General features: G+C 37.1%; 23 protein-coding genes. 3 read left to right on the top strand and 20 right to left on the bottom strand.

From position 1 onward, the window contains the following. Positions 1-96: 96 nt before the first annotated feature. The 6 genes from LLS04_RS02830 to LLS04_RS02855 all read right to left on the bottom strand — a co-directional run bounded on the left by LLS04_RS02830 (position 97) and on the right by LLS04_RS02855 (position 4,798). The gene (locus tag LLS04_RS02830; protein WP_275158072.1) at positions 97-270 is read right to left on the bottom strand and encodes a hypothetical protein; all 174 of its coding nucleotides are present in this window, start codon (positions 268-270) and stop codon (positions 97-99) included. Then, on the bottom strand, positions 270-686 hold the full coding sequence (locus LLS04_RS02835; RefSeq protein ID WP_323611800.1) for a GNAT family N-acetyltransferase: 417 nt from the start codon (positions 684-686) through the stop codon (positions 270-272). The genes LLS04_RS02830 and LLS04_RS02835 overlap by 1 nt, the downstream gene beginning before the upstream one ends. A gap of 587 nt (positions 687-1,273) precedes the next feature. Next, positions 1,274-2,551, bottom strand: a complete 1,278-nt coding sequence (locus LLS04_RS02840) for an APC family permease (RefSeq protein WP_323611801.1) — start codon at positions 2,549-2,551, stop codon at positions 1,274-1,276. Positions 2,552-2,636: 85 nt separating this feature from the next. Continuing rightward, positions 2,637-3,539 carry a DUF7916 family protein gene (locus LLS04_RS02845; protein ID WP_323611803.1) on the bottom strand — a complete coding sequence of 301 codons (903 nt, stop codon included), beginning with the start codon at positions 3,537-3,539 and terminating at the stop codon, positions 2,637-2,639. A 30-nt stretch (positions 3,540-3,569) separates the two neighbouring features. Next, positions 3,570-4,019, bottom strand: coding sequence for a threonine/serine exporter family protein (locus tag LLS04_RS02850; RefSeq protein ID WP_323611805.1), 450 nt, complete (start codon positions 4,017-4,019; stop codon positions 3,570-3,572). Beyond that, positions 4,016-4,798: a threonine/serine exporter family protein gene (locus LLS04_RS02855; RefSeq protein ID WP_003774308.1), complete on the bottom strand. Its 783-nt coding sequence runs from the start codon at positions 4,796-4,798 to the stop codon at positions 4,016-4,018. The genes LLS04_RS02850 and LLS04_RS02855 overlap by 4 nt, the downstream gene beginning before the upstream one ends. A 145-nt stretch (positions 4,799-4,943) precedes the next feature. Between LLS04_RS02855 and LLS04_RS02860 the strand changes: the two genes are divergently transcribed. From LLS04_RS02860 to LLS04_RS02870, 3 genes are read left to right on the top strand one after another with little or no spacing between them, the layout of a single operon-like run. After that, entirely contained in the window at positions 4,944-5,264 is a 321-nt protein-coding gene (locus LLS04_RS02860; protein WP_123170926.1) for a PadR family transcriptional regulator, read from the top strand. Beyond that, positions 5,257-5,802 (top strand): DUF1700 domain-containing protein, encoded by a 546-nt coding sequence (locus LLS04_RS02865; protein ID WP_323611808.1) that lies wholly within the window; start codon positions 5,257-5,259, stop codon positions 5,800-5,802. Before LLS04_RS02860 ends, LLS04_RS02865 begins: the two co-directional genes overlap by 8 nt. After that, positions 5,803-6,654 (top strand): hypothetical protein, encoded by an 852-nt coding sequence (locus LLS04_RS02870; protein WP_323611810.1) that lies wholly within the window; start codon positions 5,803-5,805, stop codon positions 6,652-6,654. Between the two features lie 32 nt (positions 6,655-6,686). On the opposite strand, the gene pflA is transcribed toward LLS04_RS02870, so the two are convergent. The 14 genes from pflA to gltX form a co-directional block, all read right to left on the bottom strand. Beyond that, positions 6,687-7,430 carry a pyruvate formate-lyase-activating protein gene (gene pflA / locus LLS04_RS02875; protein ID WP_323611812.1) on the bottom strand — a complete coding sequence of 248 codons (744 nt, stop codon included), beginning with the start codon at positions 7,428-7,430 and terminating at the stop codon, positions 6,687-6,689. Positions 7,431-7,607: 177 nt separating this feature from the next. Then, positions 7,608-8,876, bottom strand: a complete 1,269-nt coding sequence (locus LLS04_RS02880) for a UDP-N-acetylglucosamine 1-carboxyvinyltransferase (protein WP_323611814.1) — start codon at positions 8,874-8,876, stop codon at positions 7,608-7,610. Positions 8,877-9,014: 138 nt separating this feature from the next. After that, positions 9,015-9,908 (bottom strand): glycine betaine ABC transporter substrate-binding protein, encoded by an 894-nt coding sequence (locus tag LLS04_RS02885; protein ID WP_323611815.1) that lies wholly within the window; start codon positions 9,906-9,908, stop codon positions 9,015-9,017. Then, the gene (locus LLS04_RS02890) at positions 9,905-10,510 is read right to left on the bottom strand and encodes an ABC transporter permease (RefSeq protein ID WP_013853449.1); all 606 of its coding nucleotides are present in this window, start codon (positions 10,508-10,510) and stop codon (positions 9,905-9,907) included. The genes LLS04_RS02885 and LLS04_RS02890 overlap by 4 nt, the downstream gene beginning before the upstream one ends. After that, a complete protein-coding gene (locus LLS04_RS02895; protein WP_123170921.1) occupies positions 10,500-11,141 on the bottom strand; it encodes an ABC transporter permease in 642 nt (213 codons plus the stop codon). Before LLS04_RS02895 ends, LLS04_RS02890 begins: the two co-directional genes overlap by 11 nt. After that, positions 11,134-12,264, bottom strand: coding sequence for a betaine/proline/choline family ABC transporter ATP-binding protein (locus LLS04_RS02900; RefSeq protein ID WP_254007002.1), 1,131 nt, complete (start codon positions 12,262-12,264; stop codon positions 11,134-11,136). Before LLS04_RS02900 ends, LLS04_RS02895 begins: the two co-directional genes overlap by 8 nt. Positions 12,265-12,701: 437 nt before the next feature. Next, on the bottom strand, positions 12,702-13,454 hold the full coding sequence (locus tag LLS04_RS02905) for a formate/nitrite transporter family protein (protein ID WP_323611816.1): 753 nt from the start codon (positions 13,452-13,454) through the stop codon (positions 12,702-12,704). Positions 13,455-13,658: 204 nt separating this feature from the next. After that, positions 13,659-14,525: a class II fructose-1,6-bisphosphate aldolase gene (gene fba / locus LLS04_RS02910; RefSeq protein ID WP_323611818.1), complete on the bottom strand. Its 867-nt coding sequence runs from the start codon at positions 14,523-14,525 to the stop codon at positions 13,659-13,661. Positions 14,526-14,552: 27 nt separating this feature from the next. After that, complete coding sequence (locus LLS04_RS02915) at positions 14,553-16,175, bottom strand: CTP synthase (RefSeq protein ID WP_323611821.1); 1,623 nt, start codon at positions 16,173-16,175, stop codon at positions 14,553-14,555. A gap of 107 nt (positions 16,176-16,282) precedes the next feature. Continuing rightward, positions 16,283-16,603, bottom strand: a complete 321-nt coding sequence (gene rpoE / locus LLS04_RS02920; RefSeq protein ID WP_003774292.1) for a DNA-directed RNA polymerase subunit delta — start codon at positions 16,601-16,603, stop codon at positions 16,283-16,285. Positions 16,604-16,606: 3 nt separating this feature from the next. After that, entirely contained in the window at positions 16,607-17,008 is a 402-nt protein-coding gene (locus LLS04_RS02925; RefSeq protein ID WP_323611823.1) for a DUF1934 family protein, read from the bottom strand. A 97-nt stretch (positions 17,009-17,105) separates the two neighbouring features. Next, positions 17,106-18,326: an aminopeptidase P N-terminal domain-containing protein gene (locus LLS04_RS02930; protein ID WP_323611824.1), complete on the bottom strand. Its 1,221-nt coding sequence runs from the start codon at positions 18,324-18,326 to the stop codon at positions 17,106-17,108. A gap of 2 nt (positions 18,327-18,328) precedes the next feature. Then, the gene (locus tag LLS04_RS02935) at positions 18,329-19,561 is read right to left on the bottom strand and encodes an HD domain-containing protein (RefSeq protein WP_323611825.1); all 1,233 of its coding nucleotides are present in this window, start codon (positions 19,559-19,561) and stop codon (positions 18,329-18,331) included. Next, positions 19,539-20,984 (bottom strand): glutamate--tRNA ligase, encoded by a 1,446-nt coding sequence (gltX, locus tag LLS04_RS02940; protein WP_323611826.1) that lies wholly within the window; start codon positions 20,982-20,984, stop codon positions 19,539-19,541. The genes LLS04_RS02935 and gltX overlap by 23 nt, the downstream gene beginning before the upstream one ends. Positions 20,985-20,995: the final 11 nt, after the last annotated feature.

Below are 20,995 nucleotides of genomic sequence, written 5' to 3' on the forward strand. Positions count from 1 at the left end.
TATGCTTAAAATCCTATATTTATTTAAACTGAAAAGAATGCTTTTATAGAGTCTACTTAAGCCTTATTTGCAAATTTAGATGAGCTCTAAGCAGCATTAACTTTTTTGCGAATTAATAATATTTTCGATGATAATCCCTAATATAAGCCCTAAACCTGGGCCTGCTACCATTGTATAAATCATGGGTATATTAAGCAAAAGGCTGATAAGAACACCAAATGCCGTACCGATGAGTAATCCAAATCCAACACCATAACCTTGATCTTTCATTATATCTCCTTTAGATATTTTACGAAGCATTTCCCTTGTGCATCCTCTATGAGTTTCATCGGAACACTTTTATAGAATGCAATTAACTTCGGATTATTATCCGTAATTAATACAGTCTGTCTAACATCGGGATACAGAGATAAAAGTGTTAGTAATAATGTTTTTCCGATTCCTTGACGTTGACAATCACTAAGAATCAGTAAATCTTGAATATAAAGAATCGTTTCTTGATCACCAACAGCACGAATTAGTCCAACGAGTTTGTTTCCCTTCCAAGCCGTAAGTGTAATCATTGAGTTTTTTATGGCACGCATAAGTTTTTCAGGGTTATTTGTATATGCATACCAACCTGCATCATTGTACAGTTTTAATACATCGTTTAATTCAAGATCTTCGTCTTGTTTATACGTAATCATTTCTGTATCACCGCCTTTATTATTGTACGCTTTATAAATTGCTTACACAACCTATATCCAATAATCATTTCCGTGACATGTGATGACATTTTGTGTTTACCGTGTTGTTATATTTCAGTTAATAAAAAAATACCATTAATATTCAGAACGGTATTTTTTTTGACACTTCGCCTTAGCTTAGTGTTGTCCTCTTCTTTAATTCTTTGTATTTGAACCTAAAGTCGATACATCCTACACCAAAAAGAAGCAATAAAACTAGCACATAGGCAGGTTCAATAATGTGAGCAAATAAGGAAACAACACTTACTCCAAGTAAACATAGTAGAAATGCACCCCAAAAATAAACTTCTTTTCTTAGGATATCCGTTTTCATGTCTGGTATGTGATGACGGTCATATTTAATCACGCCCATTCCAGACATGATAATAGCTATGTAGAGAAGGTAGGTTGTGATGAAAAAGAAGTCCCCTGTACTGGAACAAATAAGCCAACCTAAGCCAATCATAATAATGACATAAATCGGGGTAAATAATGATAGATGATCTTTTATTCTTTTTATTTTGACTCCATCCTTTCTTTTGGTGTAATCAGACCTTGATTTGATCTTGACGATTTTTTTTCATTATAAAGTAGAACGGAACTGCAATAAGCAGCCCCGCAAGTCCCCAGAGAAGTTGCTCCATGGTTGCTTGTGACAGCATCCAAAAGCTAACGGTAATTGCGAAAATCGGAATTACAGGTCCAAACGGCATTTTAAAATCAAACTCAGTAGGTTGATTTCTTTTGCGGAATACCAATACCGAAAGGCATGTCGGAATGTATTGTGCAAAACGAGAAACAACACTAATTGCAGCGAGTGTGGCGAAACTTCCAGATAATGCAATAGGAATCGCAATTGCCACTGAAATTAAGATCGCATACGTTGGTGTATCACGTTTACTCCGTTTACCAATAAACGAAGGAAGTAAGCCATCATCTGCCAGCGCAACGCCGCATCGGGGTGTAACAAATGAATTCGCAATATTGATACCACCAATTGAAACAAGAGTCCCCGCCGCAACAAAGGATGCTCCAAAAGGCCCAAGTATCATACCCATAGCCGTTTGAATTGGTGCAGGTATATGAGCGAGTTCAGGGCCTAAAATCCCAATCGAAACGAACTGTATGAAAAAATAGAAGAGTGAAACAATGATCATAACGATCACAGTCGCCTTCGGTAAATCCTTTTGCGGATTTTCCATATCTTCTGCAGCCACTGAAATATTCTCAAATCCGGTAAAAGCATAAAACATTAGCAGTGCTGTTTTCCCAAAGTTACCTGTTGTTTCAATAAATACCGGACTGTAATTACTTGGCTTAATAAAAAAGATACCAACTGCAATAAAAATAATCATTGGTACCAGTTTTGAAACCGTCACCACATTATTGAGGATTTTTGAAATATTAACCCCTATGATATTCACAATACCAAGTCCAACTAGAATACAAACGACTACAATATTTTGGATCACTGGATCTTGAGCTGCTGGAACAATTTGTCCAAGTGCTGTCGCAAATGCCACAGCCATTGTGGCCCAAGCAATGATGCAGATCGCCCACTTGATAAAACCAACTTCAAATCCTATGAAGTCACCAAATGCTTCTTTCGCATAAACATATGGTCCACCATTTTTATTAAAATACGTTGCCGCTTCCGCAAAACACAATCCAATACTCATCACAACAAACATATTAAATATAAACACAGCTAAGCTTGCTGTTCCCATAAGTGCCATCGCTTTATTTGGTAAAAGAAAAATACCTGAACCGATAATAGCGTTAATTCCTAATAGTACGATACTGAATAACCCGAGTTTTTTCTTCATGTCTACCATCCTAACTGAAAAATGAATTTATACTTAATGATAAACGAATTCAGATAAAATGGATATCATTTTTATATTATTTGTATTAACGGTTAATTGATCGGGACATTATTGTTGTGGTGTGACGAATTCCACGGATTGCTACTGAGAGCGCGAAGATGTTTTCCACAAGAGCAAGACCTCCATATCCGGCATCACCGATATGTTGAATATCTGCACCCGCAATTTTGTTTCGAATTGCGATATTCTCAATCACAGCCTTACTTGAACCTTCTTGACTTGTTCCGATTGCAGTGAGGACAAGTGCTTGATGTTGATGTACGACCTTGATTGCACGAATAAGTTCTTCATCTGTAAATCCTGGTACCGTCCCAACTGCTGGCATCAAAATCACATCTGCTCCCGCATCACAAAATGCCTTAATTGTTTCTGGATGCGGAACAACAGACTCATCTACCCCAGCACCATGCATTTTGCCGGCGATGATTAATCCGCCAAAATGTTTACGAGCACTTCGAATTGCTTTCGCAATTTCATGATTGGTAACACCGGTTCCAGGATTTCCTGTAAGGCAGATAAAATCAAAACCAAGATTCGCAGCTTCTTTGAGTGTCTTTTCAGAGCACATGCGACCTTCTGCAATAACACCTTGCGCTTCTAACATTTCCGCATTGAAATCTACCGGTTCTAAATTTACTCCAATTGGCCGTCCCACTAACTCCTTCAGTTTTTGAATGATTTTTTTCGGTTCACAGGCCTCAAGACCTGCAATAAATGGATTAAGTGTATCAAATCCATTAAGAAGAATTAAGTCTGCTCCAAAAGCCTTGGCGACCTCCGCATTCGTGATGCCACCTTGTACGGATCCAAAAACAACGTTTTCAGAACAAATCGTACGCCCCTCTGCAGCCTTAATCGCTGTTTTTAGGCTCTCCCCATCCATTGAACGAAAATCACTGGCATTACAATCTAAAATACGTTTACCCATTATATTTCCCCCTTTTGTTTTAATCTATGACTAACTACAAAAATTTCGTTGAATTATCCGAACTATAAGTCGATAGATTACCTCCGTCATAACAATCGCAATCGCAATCGTTACAGACAAGGTAAATGTTCGAACAAGTAACTCAATACCTAAAATATAATCTGCTCCAATAAAAGCTTTCACCGTTTGATAGGCCATAATCCCTGGCACGAGCGTAAAAATTGCTGGAATATTAAAAACAGTTGTTGGCATTTTTAAATACTTAGCAAATTGCATCGATAGCATCGAAACCGTTGCAGCACCAATAAAAATTGCTAAGGTTGCATCAAAACCCTTTTGAATTAAACTCCAATTCACAATCCAACCCATCATACCTGTGATTCCACAACATAATAGAGCACGTTTCGGAACATCAATAATAATTCCAAAACCAAGTGCAGCCGCAAAAGCACTCACAAGTTGAATAACAATCGTCATCATACAAACACCCCCGCCATTACTTGCAGCGATGCCATAATTCCCGACCCAATCATAATCGCAATAAATAATGCCTCAACCATAAATACGGTTCCCGAGATTGTATTTCCTACGAGAAAATCACGGATTGAATTCATAATTGGAATTCCTGGTACCATCAACATAATACTTCCAATAATAACCGTCTCAAAATCAACAATAAATCCTTTTCTCTGGAGACAAATTGTTAAAATACCGATACTAAAAGAAGCAATAAATTCCGCAATAAACTTAACATTCAATTTCTTGGATGCATAATAATGAATTCCAAATCCGATTGTACCCAGAAGCATCGTAATCGGAAAATCAAAGAGAGACCCTTCAAAAATCAACATCATAAACGCACTCACAAATGCAGCAGCAACATATTTCATCCAAACAGGATATTGCATAGCATCACTATTTATCTCTTTAAGACTTGAGTACAGTTCATAAACATCAATTTGATTTGCACTAAAAAGACGCGATAACTGATTTACATCTGCCAACTTGGCTAAATTACTTCGACGTTTTTGGATTCGCTTCATTTTTATTTGTTCCCCATCTGAAGTCGTCACAAAAATACCGGTAGGTAGGACAAAACTAACACCGGCACCCTCACCTTGTTTGGATTCCAAAATACGGTTCATGGTATCTTCAACGCGATGCATTTCCGCACCATTTTCCATCATAAGTTTACCCGCTAAAATACAAGCATCTAATAATATTTCATACTCGGTCTTTTCCATTGAATTTCCTTTCATACTTCCTAAACTAACTTTATTATACCTTAAACACCAACGGTATATCTCTAAATTCACCAATTAAATACAAGTGAGAAATAAATTACAAAACACTACCTTGTATAAAAAGGTACTGTGTGATATATTGTATTAACGAGGTGAGCTTATGAATACTCAATTTAAAAAAGGTGTCTTAGAACTTTGTGTTCTATCTCTCCTATCTCAAAAAGAATATTATGGCTATGAATTAATCAGTAAAATTTCAGAAACCATCGAAATTACTGAGGGTACAATCTATCCACTTTTAAAACGACTTAAAGATGACGGTTATGTTTCCACAAAACTCGTGGAATCATCTCAAGGTCCATCACGAAAATATTATGAATTAACCGATCGCGGAAAAACTTATACAAAAGCGCGCATCGATGAATGGTACGTATTTACCGGCCATGTAAATGAATTATTGGGAGGAGAAAACCATGACTAAAAACGAATACCTATACATACTCAGAAAAAATCTACAGATTTTACCACAAAATGAAATTGACGATATTATTCAAGATGTTCATGAACACTTTGAATTTGGACTTGCTGAAGGCAAAGATGAAATTGAAATCTCAAGAACACTTGGTGATCCGATTGAAATGGCACGCCAATATACGGGCGGAAGAATTTATGAAGAACCACCACACCATGAACCAAACAGTGCTTCATCGACATATATCATGACAGTACTTCTAAAAGTATTTATCGCAATAATTCTTATTGGACCAGTACTAGCAGGGTATGCTGTTTTATTTGCCTTCTTTATATCTGGAGTTGTCCTTACATTCTGCTCAATCCCCCTACTATTTGGAGGTGTCCTCCCTATGGTTACAATTCCAACCTTTGGTCTTCTCGCACTCGCATCACTTGGATTGTTCCTTCTCGGAATTGGTATGACTTGGCTTACTTTATTCGGGTTTCGAGGTCTCAATTATTGTGTCAAAAATTTCTTTAAATCGAATTTAGGAGGAAAAGCATAGATGAAAAACATTCGAAAAATTTGGATACCCATTGTATTTGTAGTCAGTGGTTTATTATGTCTAAGCTTCGCAATAGGAATCCCTTTAAAAAACGTCTTAAATGACAGTGCTTCTGAAGCAAACCAAAGTAGTTATCAAGAAGTTAAACACGTCTTCAACGAAGCGGTCAACGAGATCAACATTGAGACCGGACAGATCAATACTTTAACCGTAAAATATGTTAATCAACCTGAAATTACCGTCAAAGGATTTGGTAGTCTTGAGCAATATCGTAGTGAAATAAACAACAAAACCCTTACTGTTGCAACAATCCCAAGCACATGTACCTTCGGACAATGTGATATCGCTAATTTTGATTCACTTGAAATTGAAATTCCTGCTTCCTACAAAGGAAAGATGCATATCGATACCATCAAATCAAATATCCTTCTCGAAGGTCTTGGTGATGATGTCTTACGATCCTATTCCATTGATGGGATGAACACAAACATTACCGCAAACAAACTTGTCGCTGATTTTGAAGTTGACAGTATGAATGCGAAATTAACGGTAAATGATGGTGCTGGTACCATTAAACTTAATGGTTTAAATACCTCGGCTTACATTACCTCTGTTATTGGAAATTTAAACATTCAATCGGATGCTATGGCTGCTTATACAGAATTTCCACATGGAACATCTGGATCTTATTCTGTCACAATGAATGGCATGAGTAACTCGTATTCAAATCTTAATGATAGTCAGAAACAAAGTACCCTTGGAACCCTCCAACATCATTTCAAACATGGAACCGATGGGTTCACAATCACTTACGAATCAAACGGTTTAAGCAATACTCTGGTGGTGAAATAAGAAAAAGGCCTGTTCATATGAACAGGCCTTTTTTATAATTCTTTGCGTAATTTTTCTACTTTTTCTCGTAAATAAGTTTGTAAATCCGCACATACATCGCGATTCATTGGTGGTACACCCTCTAGTGGATATTCCTTATCAATAAGTTCATACTTATTCACACCCATTGTATGGTATGGAAGTAACTCAATACGCTCGATATTATTGAGCGGTGCAATGTATTCCGCAAGTTCATCCATATATTCATAGGTATCATGAAATCCCGGTACGATTACAACACGAATCCATGTCGCAACACCATGTTCTTGAGCTTTTTCTAGGAATTGATGTGTAACACGAATTGGAGCACTGGTCATTTCACGATATTTTTTTTCTTCCAATCCCTTAATATCGTAGAGAATTGTATCTGTAACACTTAGGATATCATCAAAAGTATCCGGACGACCAAAGCCAGAAGTATCCAAACACGTACTGATTCCTTCCGCTTTACACGCTTTCATTGCTTCATATAAAAATTCGGGTTGATTTAACGGTTCACCACCACAGAACGTTACACCACCATCTTCACCAAAATAAGGCTTGAATCGGCGGAGTTTATCCATTAATTCATCAACAGTAATGGCATCTTCCGGATCAGTTTTCCACATATCAGGATTATGGCAAAATAAACAACGTAATGGGCATCCTGACAAGAATGCAATGGTACGAATTCCCGGTCCGTCCACCATCCCCATTGTTTCAAATTTACGAACATAACCGGTTCTTGAGTCTTTCATGGTCACATCTCCTTTTTAGTAATACAAGTGTATCATATATCTAAAAATGTACATGACTAAGGCTCATATTGTAAGCGTTTACCGAAATAACAATGTTCACAAATTCACGTATTTCACAAAAAAACGTTTGTAATTTGTATACAAACGTTTTGATTTCACAAAGATTAAGATTTAAAATTACGCTTTCTCTTCACGCCAAATAACGCCGCCCAAAGATGTTAGTTTGTTATCAATATCATCGTAACCACGATCAATATGATAAATTTCACTAATCTCTGTTACGCCCTCAGCGATAAGCCCTGCAATCACAAGACATGCACCACATCGTAAATCCGTTGCTTCTACTTTAGATCCATATAATTTTGAAGGACCTTCAATTGAAGCTTGTGCTGGCATCAGTTGAATGCTTGCTCCCATACGGTTTAACTCATTACAATGTTTAAAACGTTCCGCATAGATTGTTTCTTTAACCGTAGAATGACCCTGCGTTTGTGTAAGCAAAGCCGTAAGCGGTTGTTGGAGATCCGTTGCGAATCCTGGATAGGTTTGCGTTGTGATATCGATTGCTTCAAGTGGTTTCTCAGATTTGCGAATATGTGCATAATCCACACCGACTTCAATATCAACACCCATCTCAATTAATTTCGAAATTAAAGCATCTAAGTGTTGTGGAATGATATTCTCAATGGTCATATCATCTGCAGCTGCTGCCGCCATAATAATATAAGTTCCTGCTTCAATGCGATCTGGAATCATTTCGTGTGGTTTTCCAGTCAAACGTTCGACACCTTCAATGGTAATCACGTTTGTACCCGCACCACGAATGTTCGCACCCATTTTATTTAAAAAGTTTGCGACATCAATAATTTCAGGTTCTTTCGCAGCATTTTCAATAATCGTCTTACCTTCAGCTAAAACCGCTGCAAGCATAATATTGATTGTTGCCCCAACAGATTGAAAATCAAGATAGATTTTCGCACCAATTAGACGCTCTGCTGAAATTTCATAAAAACCATGTTTATATTCAATTGAAGCACCTAATGCTTCAAATCCTTTTAAGTGTAAATCAAAAGGTCGGGGTCCTAAATAACATCCTCCCGGCATTTGCATTTTCACATAACGATATTTTCCTAAAAGTGCTCCCATAAAATAATATGATGCACGTAATTTTGTAACTGCTTCATGATCTAAATCCACATTTTTCATACCTGTAGTATCAATTTGGAAGTGATCAGGGGTTGGTGAGGATACATTTACATTAAGTTCTCTTAATAATACTGATAAAGATTCAACGTCCGAAATATTAGGAACGCCATAAATATTAACTTCACTATCAGATGCGAGAATGGCTGCAGGAATCAATGCTACAGTAGCATTTTTTGCTCCACTAATTCTTACCTTGCCGTTTAATCGATGTCCACCTTCAATTTTTATAACTTTTGCCATTCAAACAACTCCTTTTGTCCATTGATATTATAACCGATAATGAATAGAAAATATACCTATCCACCATCTCTCATTTGATATTCATAATCTTTGAATATCCCATTCGCAATGGTACATAGGTATTTGGGAATTATTTCATCACTTATTAATTAAATTTTTCTTAACCAAAAAGTCTCGAGCTACCGTTTCAGGGTTTTTAACTTCCACATCAACATGATAATTTAGTTGACGCGATTCATCGGTCGTAATCGAATTCGATAGTTTTTCCAACACCGCTTCTACACCGGGGAAGTCTTTTTCCAAATCCGAACGAACGAGGAATGCCGATTGATAACGAGGAAAGAAATTCAAATCATCCTCCAGCATCGTTACAGGATAACGATTCACCATTCCATCCGCACTTGTCACAAGCGTAACATCCATATTGTCACTATCCAATCCCGCAAGTTTTAAACCAATATCAATTGAGTTTGCTTCTTTAAATTCCATATCGTAAAACTTCGTTAATGGCTTATAACGAACCGATCCATTATCATCAAAAAAAGAATGTTCTGCAGCAAAAATGAGTTCACTAGCAATCGGCTTTAAATCAGAAATTGTTTTTAAGCTATGGGTTTCCGCTAAAGCATCGGTAACCGCAACCACATATGAATTCTCGGATCCTAAAGGTTCCAGTAACTTAACGTTAGCTTTTTCTTGTGCAAGGTTATTTGTGAATTCAAATAATGATTGGTTTGAAGGAATATCTTGAGGGTCTTGTTTTAAAAACGTTGTTAATACCGTTCCATCCCAACTGAGTGTCATATCCATCGCACCACTTTTAATTTGATCAAAAGCTAAATTATAGGCCATTGAAGGTTGAATATAAACGGAATAATCTGTATAGGTTTCAATCATAATTTTAGCCATATACGTTGCGACATTCATTTCCGCAATATCGCCATCAATAATTACCAGATCTCCCTCTTGGCGACTACCACAACCACTAAGCGAAAGTAAGGAGATGATTAAAATGATTATTTTTTTTCTCATATTGTTTTACCTCCTTGTTTTAGTTTAAGATGTTTTTCATATTGTCCCATCGCCGTATCGATTACAAGCGATATTACAATTAAAGCAAGGGTTCCATAACCAATTAATTTCATATTTTGAGTTCGAACTCCCCGATAGAGAATGGATCCCAAACCACCACCTCCGACAAGTGAGCCAAAGACGGCAACTCCGACGGAAGTAACCACCGCAATACGCATCCCTGAGAAAATAAAAGGAAATGCAATCGGTAATTCTACTTTAAACAGTCTTTGGATTTTTGTCATTCCCATACCTTGTGCTGCTTCTCGAATTCCTGGATCAACACTTTCCAATCCTGTTACCGTATTTAAAACAACGGGAAGTAAGGAATAAAGCACTAAACCAATAATTACGGTTTTCTTTGTAGGTCCAAAAAACGCCATCAAAATCCCAAGCATTGCAAGCGTTGGTATTGTTTGAAGAATATCCACGAGTAACAAAATAGGCTTCTTAAATTTCGGATATACATAAGCAATCATTCCAATAATAAGACCTAAGATAAGTAGGAAAAACGCAGAAACTAAAACAAGAAATAGATGTTCTAATACCATATTAACGGTCATGTTGTGCACCTCCTGTTGTTAGTCCTTTTGGCATAAACTTTGTTTGGAGATAATCCACAAAGTATCCCATTAAAATCGCAAGGATGGCGGATGGAATCGCTCCAATAAGAATTGTTTCTTGAACATTGGTGTCAATTCCGCGATAAATAAAGACGCCCAAGCCACCTTGACCTATCATAGCGGCAAGGACAGCCCAACTTACAGTATATACAGTCGACATGCGAATTCCTGCAAATATAGAAGGTACTGCCATCGGTAATTCTACTTTTAGAAGTGATTGCCACTGGGTCATTCCAATACCACGTGCCGCTTCTACATAACTGGCATCCACATCTAAAATTCCAGCATAGGTATTTTTTAAGACGGGGAAAATTGCATACGCGGTAAGAGCAATATAGATTGTCTTAGGACGCATTCCCGTATAAACAAAAAGCACTCCAATAAAAACAATCCCCGGTATGGTTTGAAATAAACCAATAATAGGCATTACATACTTAGAAATCTTTTTAAAACGGGATAATATGGACGCTAAGACGATCGCAATGATTGATCCAAGTGTTACCGCAACCACCACAAATTTTATATGCGTGAAAATCGCTTTAATAAGTTCTGGAAGGATAGCACTACTCATTACCATCACCACCCCAAACAACATTAGTAAGACTTCGGGCAATCGAACCACGAGTAATAATTCCAGTTACTTCACGATCATCATTTATCACGATGACATAATCACGTTTGTTTTCGGTAATTTCTCCAATTGCTTGTTGAGCATCCTCATTCTGATTGAATGCAGGAACACTTTTTTCAACCACTTCCGATACACGTTGATACGTATCACGTTTTGAAATAAGTTCATCAATCCATGCAACACCTAAATATTTTTTATGTTCATCCACAACAACAACACTGTTTAAATCACGCGTACGCATTAAACCTAAACATTCCATAATAGGTCTTCGATCAAAAACCTTAAATACATTTGGTTTCATTAAATCACCACAAGTTAAGTCAAATGATGATCCATTCTCATGCATTTGTTTCCCCATAAATTGTTTAACTTGCTTGGTAGCAGGATTCCGTAACATTTCTTCAGGTGTTGCTTTCTGAACAATTTTACCATCTTCCATAAATACAATAGTGTCGGCCATCTTAATTGCTTCATCCATATCATGTGTAACAAATACAATGGTAATCCCTAGTTTTTCTTGAATAGACTTAACTTCATCTTGTAACGTATCTCGTGTTACAGGATCTAAAGCACCAAAAGGTTCATCCATAAGTATCACTGGTGGGTTTGCTGCAAGTGCTCGCAAAACCCCGATACGTTGTTGTTGTCCACCACTTAGTTCAGATGGGAAGCGATTTGCATATGTCTCATAAGGCATACCGACTAAAGGCATCAATTCCCTTACCCGTTCATCAATCTTCGTTTCATCCCACTTTAAAAGCCTTGGAACAATCGCTATATTATCAGCGAGTGTCATATTGGGAAAAAGACCAATTTGTTGGATTACGTAACCAATATTACGACGTAAATCAATCACGTTCATCTCATCAATCTTTTGACCATTAATGTATATTTCTCCCCCATCATGTTTGATAATCCGATTCAACATCTTTAATGTTGTTGTTTTACCACAACCTGATGGTCCGATAAGGCATACAAATTCCCCTTGTTTTATTGTTAGATTTAAGTTTTCAATAACGACTTTATCGTTATAAACTTTCTTAACATTTCTGTATTCGATCATATATTTTCCTCCTATTTTAATGCAGCCGCATAAAAAAAAATGTACGCGACATTTCCCTTAAAATTCATTCAGAATGTTGATTCAAGCACAACTTAATTAAGAGTCACTTATGATAATTTTTACCATAATGATATAAATAGTATAACGCAAAATACAATTTGAGACAAATTGACCTCTCATTTTCTATTTCCACAAATTCAATAGAAGCATAAAAATCTCATCTAAAGTCCCCTGAAAAAGATGCAATCAATCAAGTACAATTCACAATTCAAACGTTTAACTACAACAGAACCCAATTGTCCTACAAGGGCGTTAAAGCGGCCATAAGCGATAATTATCATCTCTAGACATCATTTATCCAACAACCGATCAAAACATATCCAAATAGCGTGAAAACAGTTCTAACAGCCTATATCCCCTCAAGAATAAAAAAAGAATCACGAAATGTGATTCTTTGCATGGGATGCATGCGTATAAAGATAACCTACTAATACCGCACCACCAATTATATTACCCATATAAGAAAAGAAAATGTTTGATGCGAATTCAGAAAATTGAATCACCCCATTTTGCATACCTGCTGTTAATAAAAACATGTTCGCTACACTATGTTGGAAGCCAAGTAATACAAAAACCATCACTGGGAACCAAATCCCCATAATCTTTCCTGCACCATCTTTGATTGCCACATTAAGCCACACCGCTAAGCCTACAAACCAATTACAACCAATCCCTGAAACAAACGTTGCCATCGGTGAATACGATGCTTTCCCCATTGCTAAACGGTTCACCGTTTCTGTATAGTGACTTAATTCGCCACGCCCTAAAATGAGCGCTACAAAAACTGCACCTACTAAGTTCGCAAGTGTAATAACAAGCCAGTTGATTGAAAGCTCTTTTAACGTAACTTTCTGATTTGCATAAGAAGTACCCACTACAGTCATATTTCCTGTAATTAACTCACCACCGGCAAGCAAAATCACAATTAAACCAATTGGAAATACACTGGCACCCAAAACATTACCAAGTCCACCATCGACGGTAGCTACGATTTTAATATATGCGAGATAGCCTAGAGAAATCATTGCCCCTGCAATAAACCCTAAAATACAACGTTGCTTCATTGTTTTATGTACCTTCATAACCCCTAAATCAGATACACGTTCTATAGTTTCATCTAATGAATACATAAGTCTCCTCCAAGTTCCAAATGTAATCTTACGTTGAGTATAAAGCCAATACAAGGGTACACACTTAAAGTTTGTGAATATTTAGGCATCAATATTTTAAATTGTTTCAGTTTCACGAGACTTTGTTTATATCTGACATGATTGCACAAAAAAACCACCGTCCTCTAAGATGACGATGGTTTATAAATGCTTGATTGATTGGAATTAAGCTTGGTTAGCTGAACCCATCATTTCAATTTTTTCTTTAACTATAGCACGGATTGCATCTGTACCAGGAGCTAAAAGTTTACGAGGGTCAAATCCTTTACCTTCTAAATCTTTTCCTGATTCGATGTATTTACGTGTTGCTTCAGCAAATACTAATTGACATTCTGTGTTCACGTTAATTTTTGAAACACCTAATTCAATAGCTTTTTTGATTTGGTCTTCAGGAATTCCTGATCCACCGTGTAATACTAAAGGAATGCTTCCTGTAGCAGCTTTAATTGCTTCTAAAGTTTCAAAGCTTAAACCTGCCCAGTTTTCTGGGTATTTACCGTGAATGTTACCAATACCAGCTGCTAGGAAATCAATTCCTGTGTCAACGATTGTTTTACATTCTGCTGGATCTGCAAGTTCACCTGTACCGATGATTCCGTCTTCTTCTCCACCAATTGAACCTACTTCAGCTTCAACTGAAACACCTTTTGAATGAGCTAATTCAACGATTGCTTTTGTTTGTGCTAAGTTTTCTTCGAATGGTAAGTGTGATCCATCATACATTACTGATGTGAATCCTGCTTCGATACATTCTTTAGCGCCTTCAAAACTACCGTGGTCTAAGTGTAATGCTACAGGAACTGTAATATTTAGTTCTTCTAACATACCGTTTACCATACCAACGATTGTTTTGTAACCTGTCATATATTTACCAGCACCTTCTGATACTGCTAACAAGATAGGTGACTTCATTTCTTCTGCTTGAAGAAGAGCTGCTTTTGTCCACTCTAAGTTATTAATGTTAATTGCTGGTACAGCGTAGTGTCCGTCACGTGCTGCTTCCAAAATGCCTTTAGCTGATACTAATGCCATAATAATAAATTCCTCCTATTTATATATCTATTCTACTCTTTTTTTCGAAAATTGCAAAGACGCATTCACAAATCCATAGAATAATGGATGTGAACGGTTTGGTCTTGACTTAAACTCTGGATGATATTGACATGCCACGAAATAATCATGGTCTTTAAGCTCAATAATTTCCACTAATTGTCCATCAGGACTTAAACCACTAAAGCGTACTCCCGCCTTCTCAAATTGCTCACGATATTTATTATTAAATTCATAACGATGACGATGACGTTCAAAAATTACATCTTCATTGTTATAAAGTCCGTATGCTTTACCTTCGTGATCAAGTTGACATGGATAATTACCTAAACGTAATGTGCCACCAAGATCTGTATGTTGTAATTGATCTTCCATAAGATCAATTACAGGATAATTTGTTTCGGGTACAAGTTCTGTTGAGTGTGCACCTTCTAACGCGCATACATTACGCCCGAACTCAATCATCGCTACTTGCATTCCTAAACAAATTCCAAAGTAAGGAATATTATTTTCTCGTGCATATTGTGCGGCTAAGATTTTACCTTCCACACCACGTAATCCAAATCCTCCAGGTACAAGAATACCATCTAACCCTTTAAGTGTTTCTGTAACATTCTCGGCTGTAATCTCAGCTGAGTCAATCCATTCAATTTCAATCTCACTACTGCATGCATAACCCGCATGTAAAAGTGCTTCACTTACAGATAAATAAGCATCATGAAGTTGAACGTACTTCCCAACAAGACCAATTTTAACTTTATGTTGTAGGTTTTTTGCGCTGTCAATCATTGCAGACCATTCCGTCATATCCGCTGCAGGTAAATCACCTAATCCAAATTTATGAAGAATATAATTATCAAGTCCTTGCGCTTGGAATGAAAGTGGAAGTTCATATAAGTTTTCCACATTTCGTGATTCAATAATCGCATTGTCATTAACATCACAGAAAAGCGCAATCTTATTCTTCATATCTTGAGTTAAAGGCTCATCACAACGTGTAACAATAATATTAGCTTTAATACCGTGTGACATAAGCTCTTTAAAACTATGTTGAGTTGGTTTTGTTTTGAATTCGTTACTTGCAGGAACTTTAGGAATCAGTGTTGTATGAACAAACACAACATCCTCAGTTTTATTTTCCGCATGGACTTGACGTACCGCTTCTAAAAATGGAAGTGATTCAATGTCCCCTACTGTACCACCAATTTCAGTGATAACAACATCGGCTCCCGATTCTTTTCCTGCATCATAGATTTTATTTTTAATTTCATCTGTGATATGTGGAATAACTTGAACTGTTGCTCCTAAATAGGCACCTTTACGTTCCTTATTAATAACACTTGAGTAGACACGACCTGTAGTAATGCTGGCATTTCTCGTTAACTCTTCATCAATGAAGCGTTCATAATGACCTAAGTCTAAGTCTGTTTCGGCACCATCTTTAGTTACGAAAACCTCACCATGTTGGTATGGTGACATTGTTCCTGGGTCTACGTTAATGTATGGATCAAACTTTTGCATGAACACTTTCATGCCACGATTTTTGAGCAATCGCCCAATCGATGAAGCGATAATTCCTTTACCAATTCCGGATACAACACCTCCGGTTACGAATATATACTTTGTTGCCATGTCTAATCTCCTTCTACTACAAAAATAAAAGCTCCCAATAAATTTGGAAGCTGCTGCCCTTTTATATTTTAGCAAACTTAATATATGAGTTCAACCAAAGACTTCAATTATTCTTCCTCAATGCTCGGAACAATCTCAAATTCTTCGAAATCTTCGTCATAATCGTCATAAGTATCTAATAAATCAGGGTCAATTTGTAAACTTTCTAAAGTATGACGCTCGCGTAAATCCCATTTATTTCCTTCTAATGAGATAAATCGTGAATCCATCATCATTGCATTATAGAATGATGCCACTTTTCTTTTTGAAATTTCTTCTGAGAAATTTACTTCTTCAGCGACTTCTTTCCACAATTTACTAAATACAATTTCTTTACGTTTTCTCTTTAATTTTTCATATGCAATATCACTTAATGATTTTGATGACATAGTTTATACCTCCGGTTCCCACCTACATTCGAATTCAAGCGTATCAACATGTGACCCAGCTTGCTTCAAATGATACCTCATATAAAGAAGACCACTTCTAACTTCTAATGTTTCTACTTCAACCTCGAACACCAAAATTCCCTGTGCGCTTGAGACGAGCAACTCTGTTTGTTCGCCTTTACAGAAAACTCCTTGTGTTAACCATTCACCTTGCCGCTTAAATGACACTTCGTCATTGGTGAAATCAAGAATAACATATGCTTCTTCCTCGTCATACATTATGCGTTGATACAATCCGTAGTTTATAAGATCAGCTTGGTTATCCGTTCGATGAAATGATTCATCACGAGATTTTTGCTTAATAGTGACTTTAGTTTTGATGGAGATCCCCCTTACGTATTTCACCTATGTATTATATGGCTTTGAACAACAATGTCAACATGTTTATTACATAAAGTAAAAAAGTGTGCTTCAATACACACACTTTCATTTTACATTCACATTACTTCACAAAATACGCTTCGATTTCACTTACTTCCCGCATGATTTGTGGGGCTAAATCTTCGCACCCATTTTCGGTTACGAGAAGGTCTGTTTCAATGCGAATTCCGATTCCTTCTTCCGCAATATAAAGCCCCGGCTCGTTAGTAATAACGTTTCCTGGTACAAGCGGTTGTCCACGATCAAGCCAAACGTCATGTGTGTCCAAACCGAGTGAATGCCCAATACTATGGTAGTAGTAACGACCTACTTCCTCAACGTTATCAATAAGTCCTAGTTTTATACATGATTGACCTAAAGTCTCTTTTGAGATTTCATTCAATTCCATTATCGAAATACCTGGCTTCACGGATTCATTGATGATGTGGAAAGTATTCAAGACTTCTTGGTAAACTTCTTTTTGGCGTGGTGTAAACGTTCCATTAATTGGGAACGTACGAGAAATGTCGGCACCATAACCGTTTACACGAATTCCTAAGTCTAATAATACAAGGTCACCGTCATTTAACGGTTGATTGTTTGAGATGTAATGGAGGACTGTCGCATTCTTACCACTTGCACAAATTGTGTCAAACATTAAATCACCGTGCGCCTTATTGCCTTCATACAAGAAACGTGCAGCCATATCATTTTCATTAGCACCTGGTTTCATTTCTTCCACCATCGCTTTGATTGCATGATCTGTTACATCGATTGCATTGCGAATTGCTTCAACTTCTTCAGGATGCTTAATTTGACGACAACGTACAAGACATTCAAATACATCGACAACATTCTCTTCGCCAACTGCATCCGCAAAGACAAGTCCTGATGAGTGTTCAACATCGCCAATGGTATCGTGATCCATATCAACACCGATTGAAAGTCCTGAATCCAACACAGAAGTTACATATGCATCAAATTCGTTAAAGTATCGAACATCTTCAATACCTGAAATCGCTTGTGCTTCTTCTTTAGTCATGAAATATCCAACCCATTTTTCCATATCTGGATTTATTTCTCGTAAAAATAAGATTTCATGATTGGTTTCTTTTTCAAAAACAACAACAGCTTCCGGTTCTTCAATGCCAGTTACATAATAAAAGTTTCGATTCGCTGAGAAAGGGTATTCTGCATCCGCTGAACGACGAACGCCGCATCCGCTGAATAAAAACGTAACTGTCTTTTCAGGCAATTCATTCATCACCTTTTTACGAATATTGATATAAGTTTGTTTTTTCATGATTATACCTCCTCAGGGTAGAAAATCTTTTCGTCCTGTTTCTTTTCACCTGTTGCGAATCCTCGAACGATTGAGGATGCGCTGGTTAATTCAACAAGCGTACCGTTTTTAAGTGCAACCCATAATCCTTCTTCACCGTTTTCCACATAAGGAGAGTAAAGAATCTGAGACTGTTGATCGCTAATAACATAGTAACGATTGTCAAAGCCTGCATTTTGAACTCGTTCTTTAATTGAATCTACTTGACATGAAGATTCAAGATCCTCGTATTTAAAGAGTTTTCGATTTAAAAGACGTAACGCCAAGTCTTTTAAGATTGGATCCTTTGATTTTGTAAGTGACATAAATCCAGCATAACAGGTTGATTCATCTAATTCAAAATGCTCTTGTGTACTAATTTTACCACCCGAAACAAAAGGCTTAAAAAACGATAATTCATCGCCCAATTCTTTTCCTTCTTGAACTAAATCCTTCATGCGTTCAAAAATCGCGAAGAGAATCATTTCAAAGCTTCGTGATGTTGGATGTAAGTAAACCTGCCAATACATTTGATATCGGGCCATAATATAGTCCTCTACGGCATGAATTCCGCTTTCTTTCACAACAAGCTTATCATCTATAACAATAAGTGTTCTTAAGATTCGTGATAAATCAAATTCACCGTAACTCACACCCGTAAAATAAGAATCCCGCAAAAGATAATCCATACGGTCTGCATCCAATTGACTCGAGATAATTTGAGTTAAGAGTTTACGTGAATGGCGATGCGCAATAATATCCGCAACCATTTGAGGTAACTCGGGATGAGCCTCGCTAAGAATCCTATGCACGTGTGTATCCTCTAAAATAATTCGATCCGTAAACGTTTCATGATTTACCGATGTCACGGACTCAAAGGCATGTGAAAAAGGACCATGTCCCACATCATGAAGCAATCCTGCACACAATAATGCAACGTGTTCCAAATCAGACAGTGTATCTGCTAGACCATTTACATTTTCAATCATTAAACGAACCACTTCATAAACCCCGACAGAATGAGAAAAACGAGAGTGCTCTGCGCCATGATAAACTTGATTTGTCCCACCTAATTGATGGATGCGTCTAAGTCTTTGGAACTCTGGTGCGTTAATCAGATCCCAAATAACTTGATGATGTACATGAATGTATCCGTGCACAGGATCTCGTAAGACCTTGTGCTCGGAAGTTGGCTTAAATTTTATTGATATATTCATTTAAACGTTTTTCAACAACGTCGCGACCTAAAAGATATAACGCACTCATTAAATCAGGTCCATGTGTTTGATGCGTTGCACTAACGCGTAATCCCATAAATAACGGTTTTCCTTTAAGTCCAGATTCAGTTTTCGCAGCATTAAATGCTTCTTTCAGTGAATCCACATCCCATGATTCTGGTAAGTTATCTAAGAATGCTTGTGCAACCACTGGTGTTGTTTCCCATTCTAAAACTTCTTTTTCTGAATCGGTTAATTCTGGTTCAACAAAGTATGGTTCGATTAATGAACCAATTTCTGCACCATATTGCAATTGCTCTTTAAAGAGAAGTAAGCACTTTTCAATCCATGCTTCATCTTTGTTTGTAAGATCATGTGCTGCTTCCGCAAAGGGTCTCACGAAGCTTAACCATTCACCATCTTCTTTTTCTTTTAAGTATTGATGATTCATCCATGTAAGTTTGGTAACATCAAACATTGATGGTGCTTTGGATAAACGATCTTCACTAAATTCAGCAATCAGTTCTTCATGTGTAAAGAGTTCTTTTTCACCCTTTGGAGACCAACCAAGCAGTGCCATAAAGTTAAACATAGCTTCAGGAAGATATCCTTGATCCTTATATTGACTGATGTATTGCATGACTGAGTTGTCGCGTTTGGATAACTTCTTACCATTTTCATTTACGATTAATGTCATATGACCGAATAAAGGTATATCCCATCCTAACATTTCATAAAGCATCATTTGTTTTGGTGTATTTGAAATATGTTCTTCCCCACGGAAAACGTGTGAGATTTCCATCAAGTGATCATCAATTACAACTGCAAAGTTATAGGTAGGAATACCGTTTGACTTCACAATAACCCAATCACCGATATCTTTTGATTCAAATGAGATTTCTCCACGAACCATATCATTGAATGTATAGGTCACATCCGTTGGAACTCTTAATCTTACAGAATAAGGACGTCCTTCTGTTTCGTAACGTTGTTTCGTTTCATCATCGAGGTGAAGACATGTACGACTGTAACGAGTTGATTGGTGTCCAGCCGCAACTTGACGTTTGTAATCTTCATCAAGTTCTTCAGTTGTACAGTAACACTTATAAGCATCACCCGTAGCTAATAATTTTTCCACATATTCATTATAAATTTCTAAGCGTTCCATTTGACGGTATGGAGCATATTCTGGTTTTGGCTTGTCTGGAGATTCATCAGGTACAATCCCTAACCAATTTAAGAAATAAAGTTGTGATTCCTCACCGCCCTCAACATTACGTTCAATGTCTGTATCCTCAATACGTAGCACAAAATCACCACCATGGTGTTTTGCCACTAAATAATCAAATAACGCTGTACGTGCGTTACCGATATGAAGAAATCCTGTTGGACTTGGTGCATATCTTACTCTAACTTTTTTCATTTTTAGTACCT

The organism is Erysipelothrix enhydrae (genome assembly GCF_035066605.1).
In the GTDB taxonomy this organism is placed as follows: domain Bacteria; phylum Bacillota_I; class Bacilli_A; order Erysipelotrichales; family Erysipelotrichaceae; genus Erysipelothrix; species Erysipelothrix amsterdamensis.

What these genes read in the sequence shown, in the direction of transcription:
- LLS04_RS02840 (WP_323611801.1), bottom strand. Translation starts at nt 2,551, where the DNA reads ATGAAGAAAAAACTCGGGTTATTCAGTATCGTACTATTAGGAATTAAC.
- LLS04_RS02835 (WP_323611800.1), bottom strand. Translation starts at nt 686, where the DNA reads ATGATTACGTATAAACAAGACGAAGATCTTGAATTAAACGATGTATTA.
- pflA (WP_323611812.1), bottom strand. Translation starts at nt 7,430, where the DNA reads ATGAAAGACTCAAGAACCGGTTATGTTCGTAAATTTGAAACAATGGGG.
- LLS04_RS02865 (WP_323611808.1), top strand. Translation starts at nt 5,257, where the DNA reads ATGACTAAAAACGAATACCTATACATACTCAGAAAAAATCTACAGATT.
- LLS04_RS02935 (WP_323611825.1), bottom strand. Translation starts at nt 19,561, where the DNA reads ATGAATATATCAATAAAATTTAAGCCAACTTCCGAGCACAAGGTCTTA.
- LLS04_RS02860 (WP_123170926.1), top strand. Translation starts at nt 4,944, where the DNA reads ATGAATACTCAATTTAAAAAAGGTGTCTTAGAACTTTGTGTTCTATCT.
- LLS04_RS02880 (WP_323611814.1), bottom strand. Translation starts at nt 8,876, where the DNA reads ATGGCAAAAGTTATAAAAATTGAAGGTGGACATCGATTAAACGGCAAG.
- LLS04_RS02870 (WP_323611810.1), top strand. Translation starts at nt 5,803, where the DNA reads ATGAAAAACATTCGAAAAATTTGGATACCCATTGTATTTGTAGTCAGT.
- LLS04_RS02885 (WP_323611815.1), bottom strand. Translation starts at nt 9,908, where the DNA reads ATGAGAAAAAAAATAATCATTTTAATCATCTCCTTACTTTCGCTTAGT.
- LLS04_RS02900 (WP_254007002.1), bottom strand. Translation starts at nt 12,264, where the DNA reads ATGATCGAATACAGAAATGTTAAGAAAGTTTATAACGATAAAGTCGTT.
- LLS04_RS02895 (WP_123170921.1), bottom strand. Translation starts at nt 11,141, where the DNA reads ATGAGTAGTGCTATCCTTCCAGAACTTATTAAAGCGATTTTCACGCAT.
- LLS04_RS02850 (WP_323611805.1), bottom strand. Translation starts at nt 4,019, where the DNA reads ATGATGACGATTGTTATTCAACTTGTGAGTGCTTTTGCGGCTGCACTT.
- LLS04_RS02930 (WP_323611824.1), bottom strand. Translation starts at nt 18,326, where the DNA reads ATGAAAAAACAAACTTATATCAATATTCGTAAAAAGGTGATGAATGAA.
- LLS04_RS02845 (WP_323611803.1), bottom strand. Translation starts at nt 3,539, where the DNA reads ATGGGTAAACGTATTTTAGATTGTAATGCCAGTGATTTTCGTTCAATG.
- rpoE (WP_003774292.1), bottom strand. Translation starts at nt 16,603, where the DNA reads ATGTCATCAAAATCATTAAGTGATATTGCATATGAAAAATTAAAGAGA.
- LLS04_RS02890 (WP_013853449.1), bottom strand. Translation starts at nt 10,510, where the DNA reads ATGACCGTTAATATGGTATTAGAACATCTATTTCTTGTTTTAGTTTCT.
- LLS04_RS02855 (WP_003774308.1), bottom strand. Translation starts at nt 4,798, where the DNA reads ATGAAAGGAAATTCAATGGAAAAGACCGAGTATGAAATATTATTAGAT.
- fba (WP_323611818.1), bottom strand. Translation starts at nt 14,525, where the DNA reads ATGGCATTAGTATCAGCTAAAGGCATTTTGGAAGCAGCACGTGACGGA.
- LLS04_RS02830 (WP_275158072.1), bottom strand. Translation starts at nt 270, where the DNA reads ATGAAAGATCAAGGTTATGGTGTTGGATTTGGATTACTCATCGGTACG.
- LLS04_RS02905 (WP_323611816.1), bottom strand. Translation starts at nt 13,454, where the DNA reads ATGTATTCATTAGATGAAACTATAGAACGTGTATCTGATTTAGGGGTT.
- gltX (WP_323611826.1), bottom strand. Translation starts at nt 20,984, where the DNA reads ATGAAAAAAGTTAGAGTAAGATATGCACCAAGTCCAACAGGATTTCTT.
- LLS04_RS02915 (WP_323611821.1), bottom strand. Translation starts at nt 16,175, where the DNA reads ATGGCAACAAAGTATATATTCGTAACCGGAGGTGTTGTATCCGGAATT.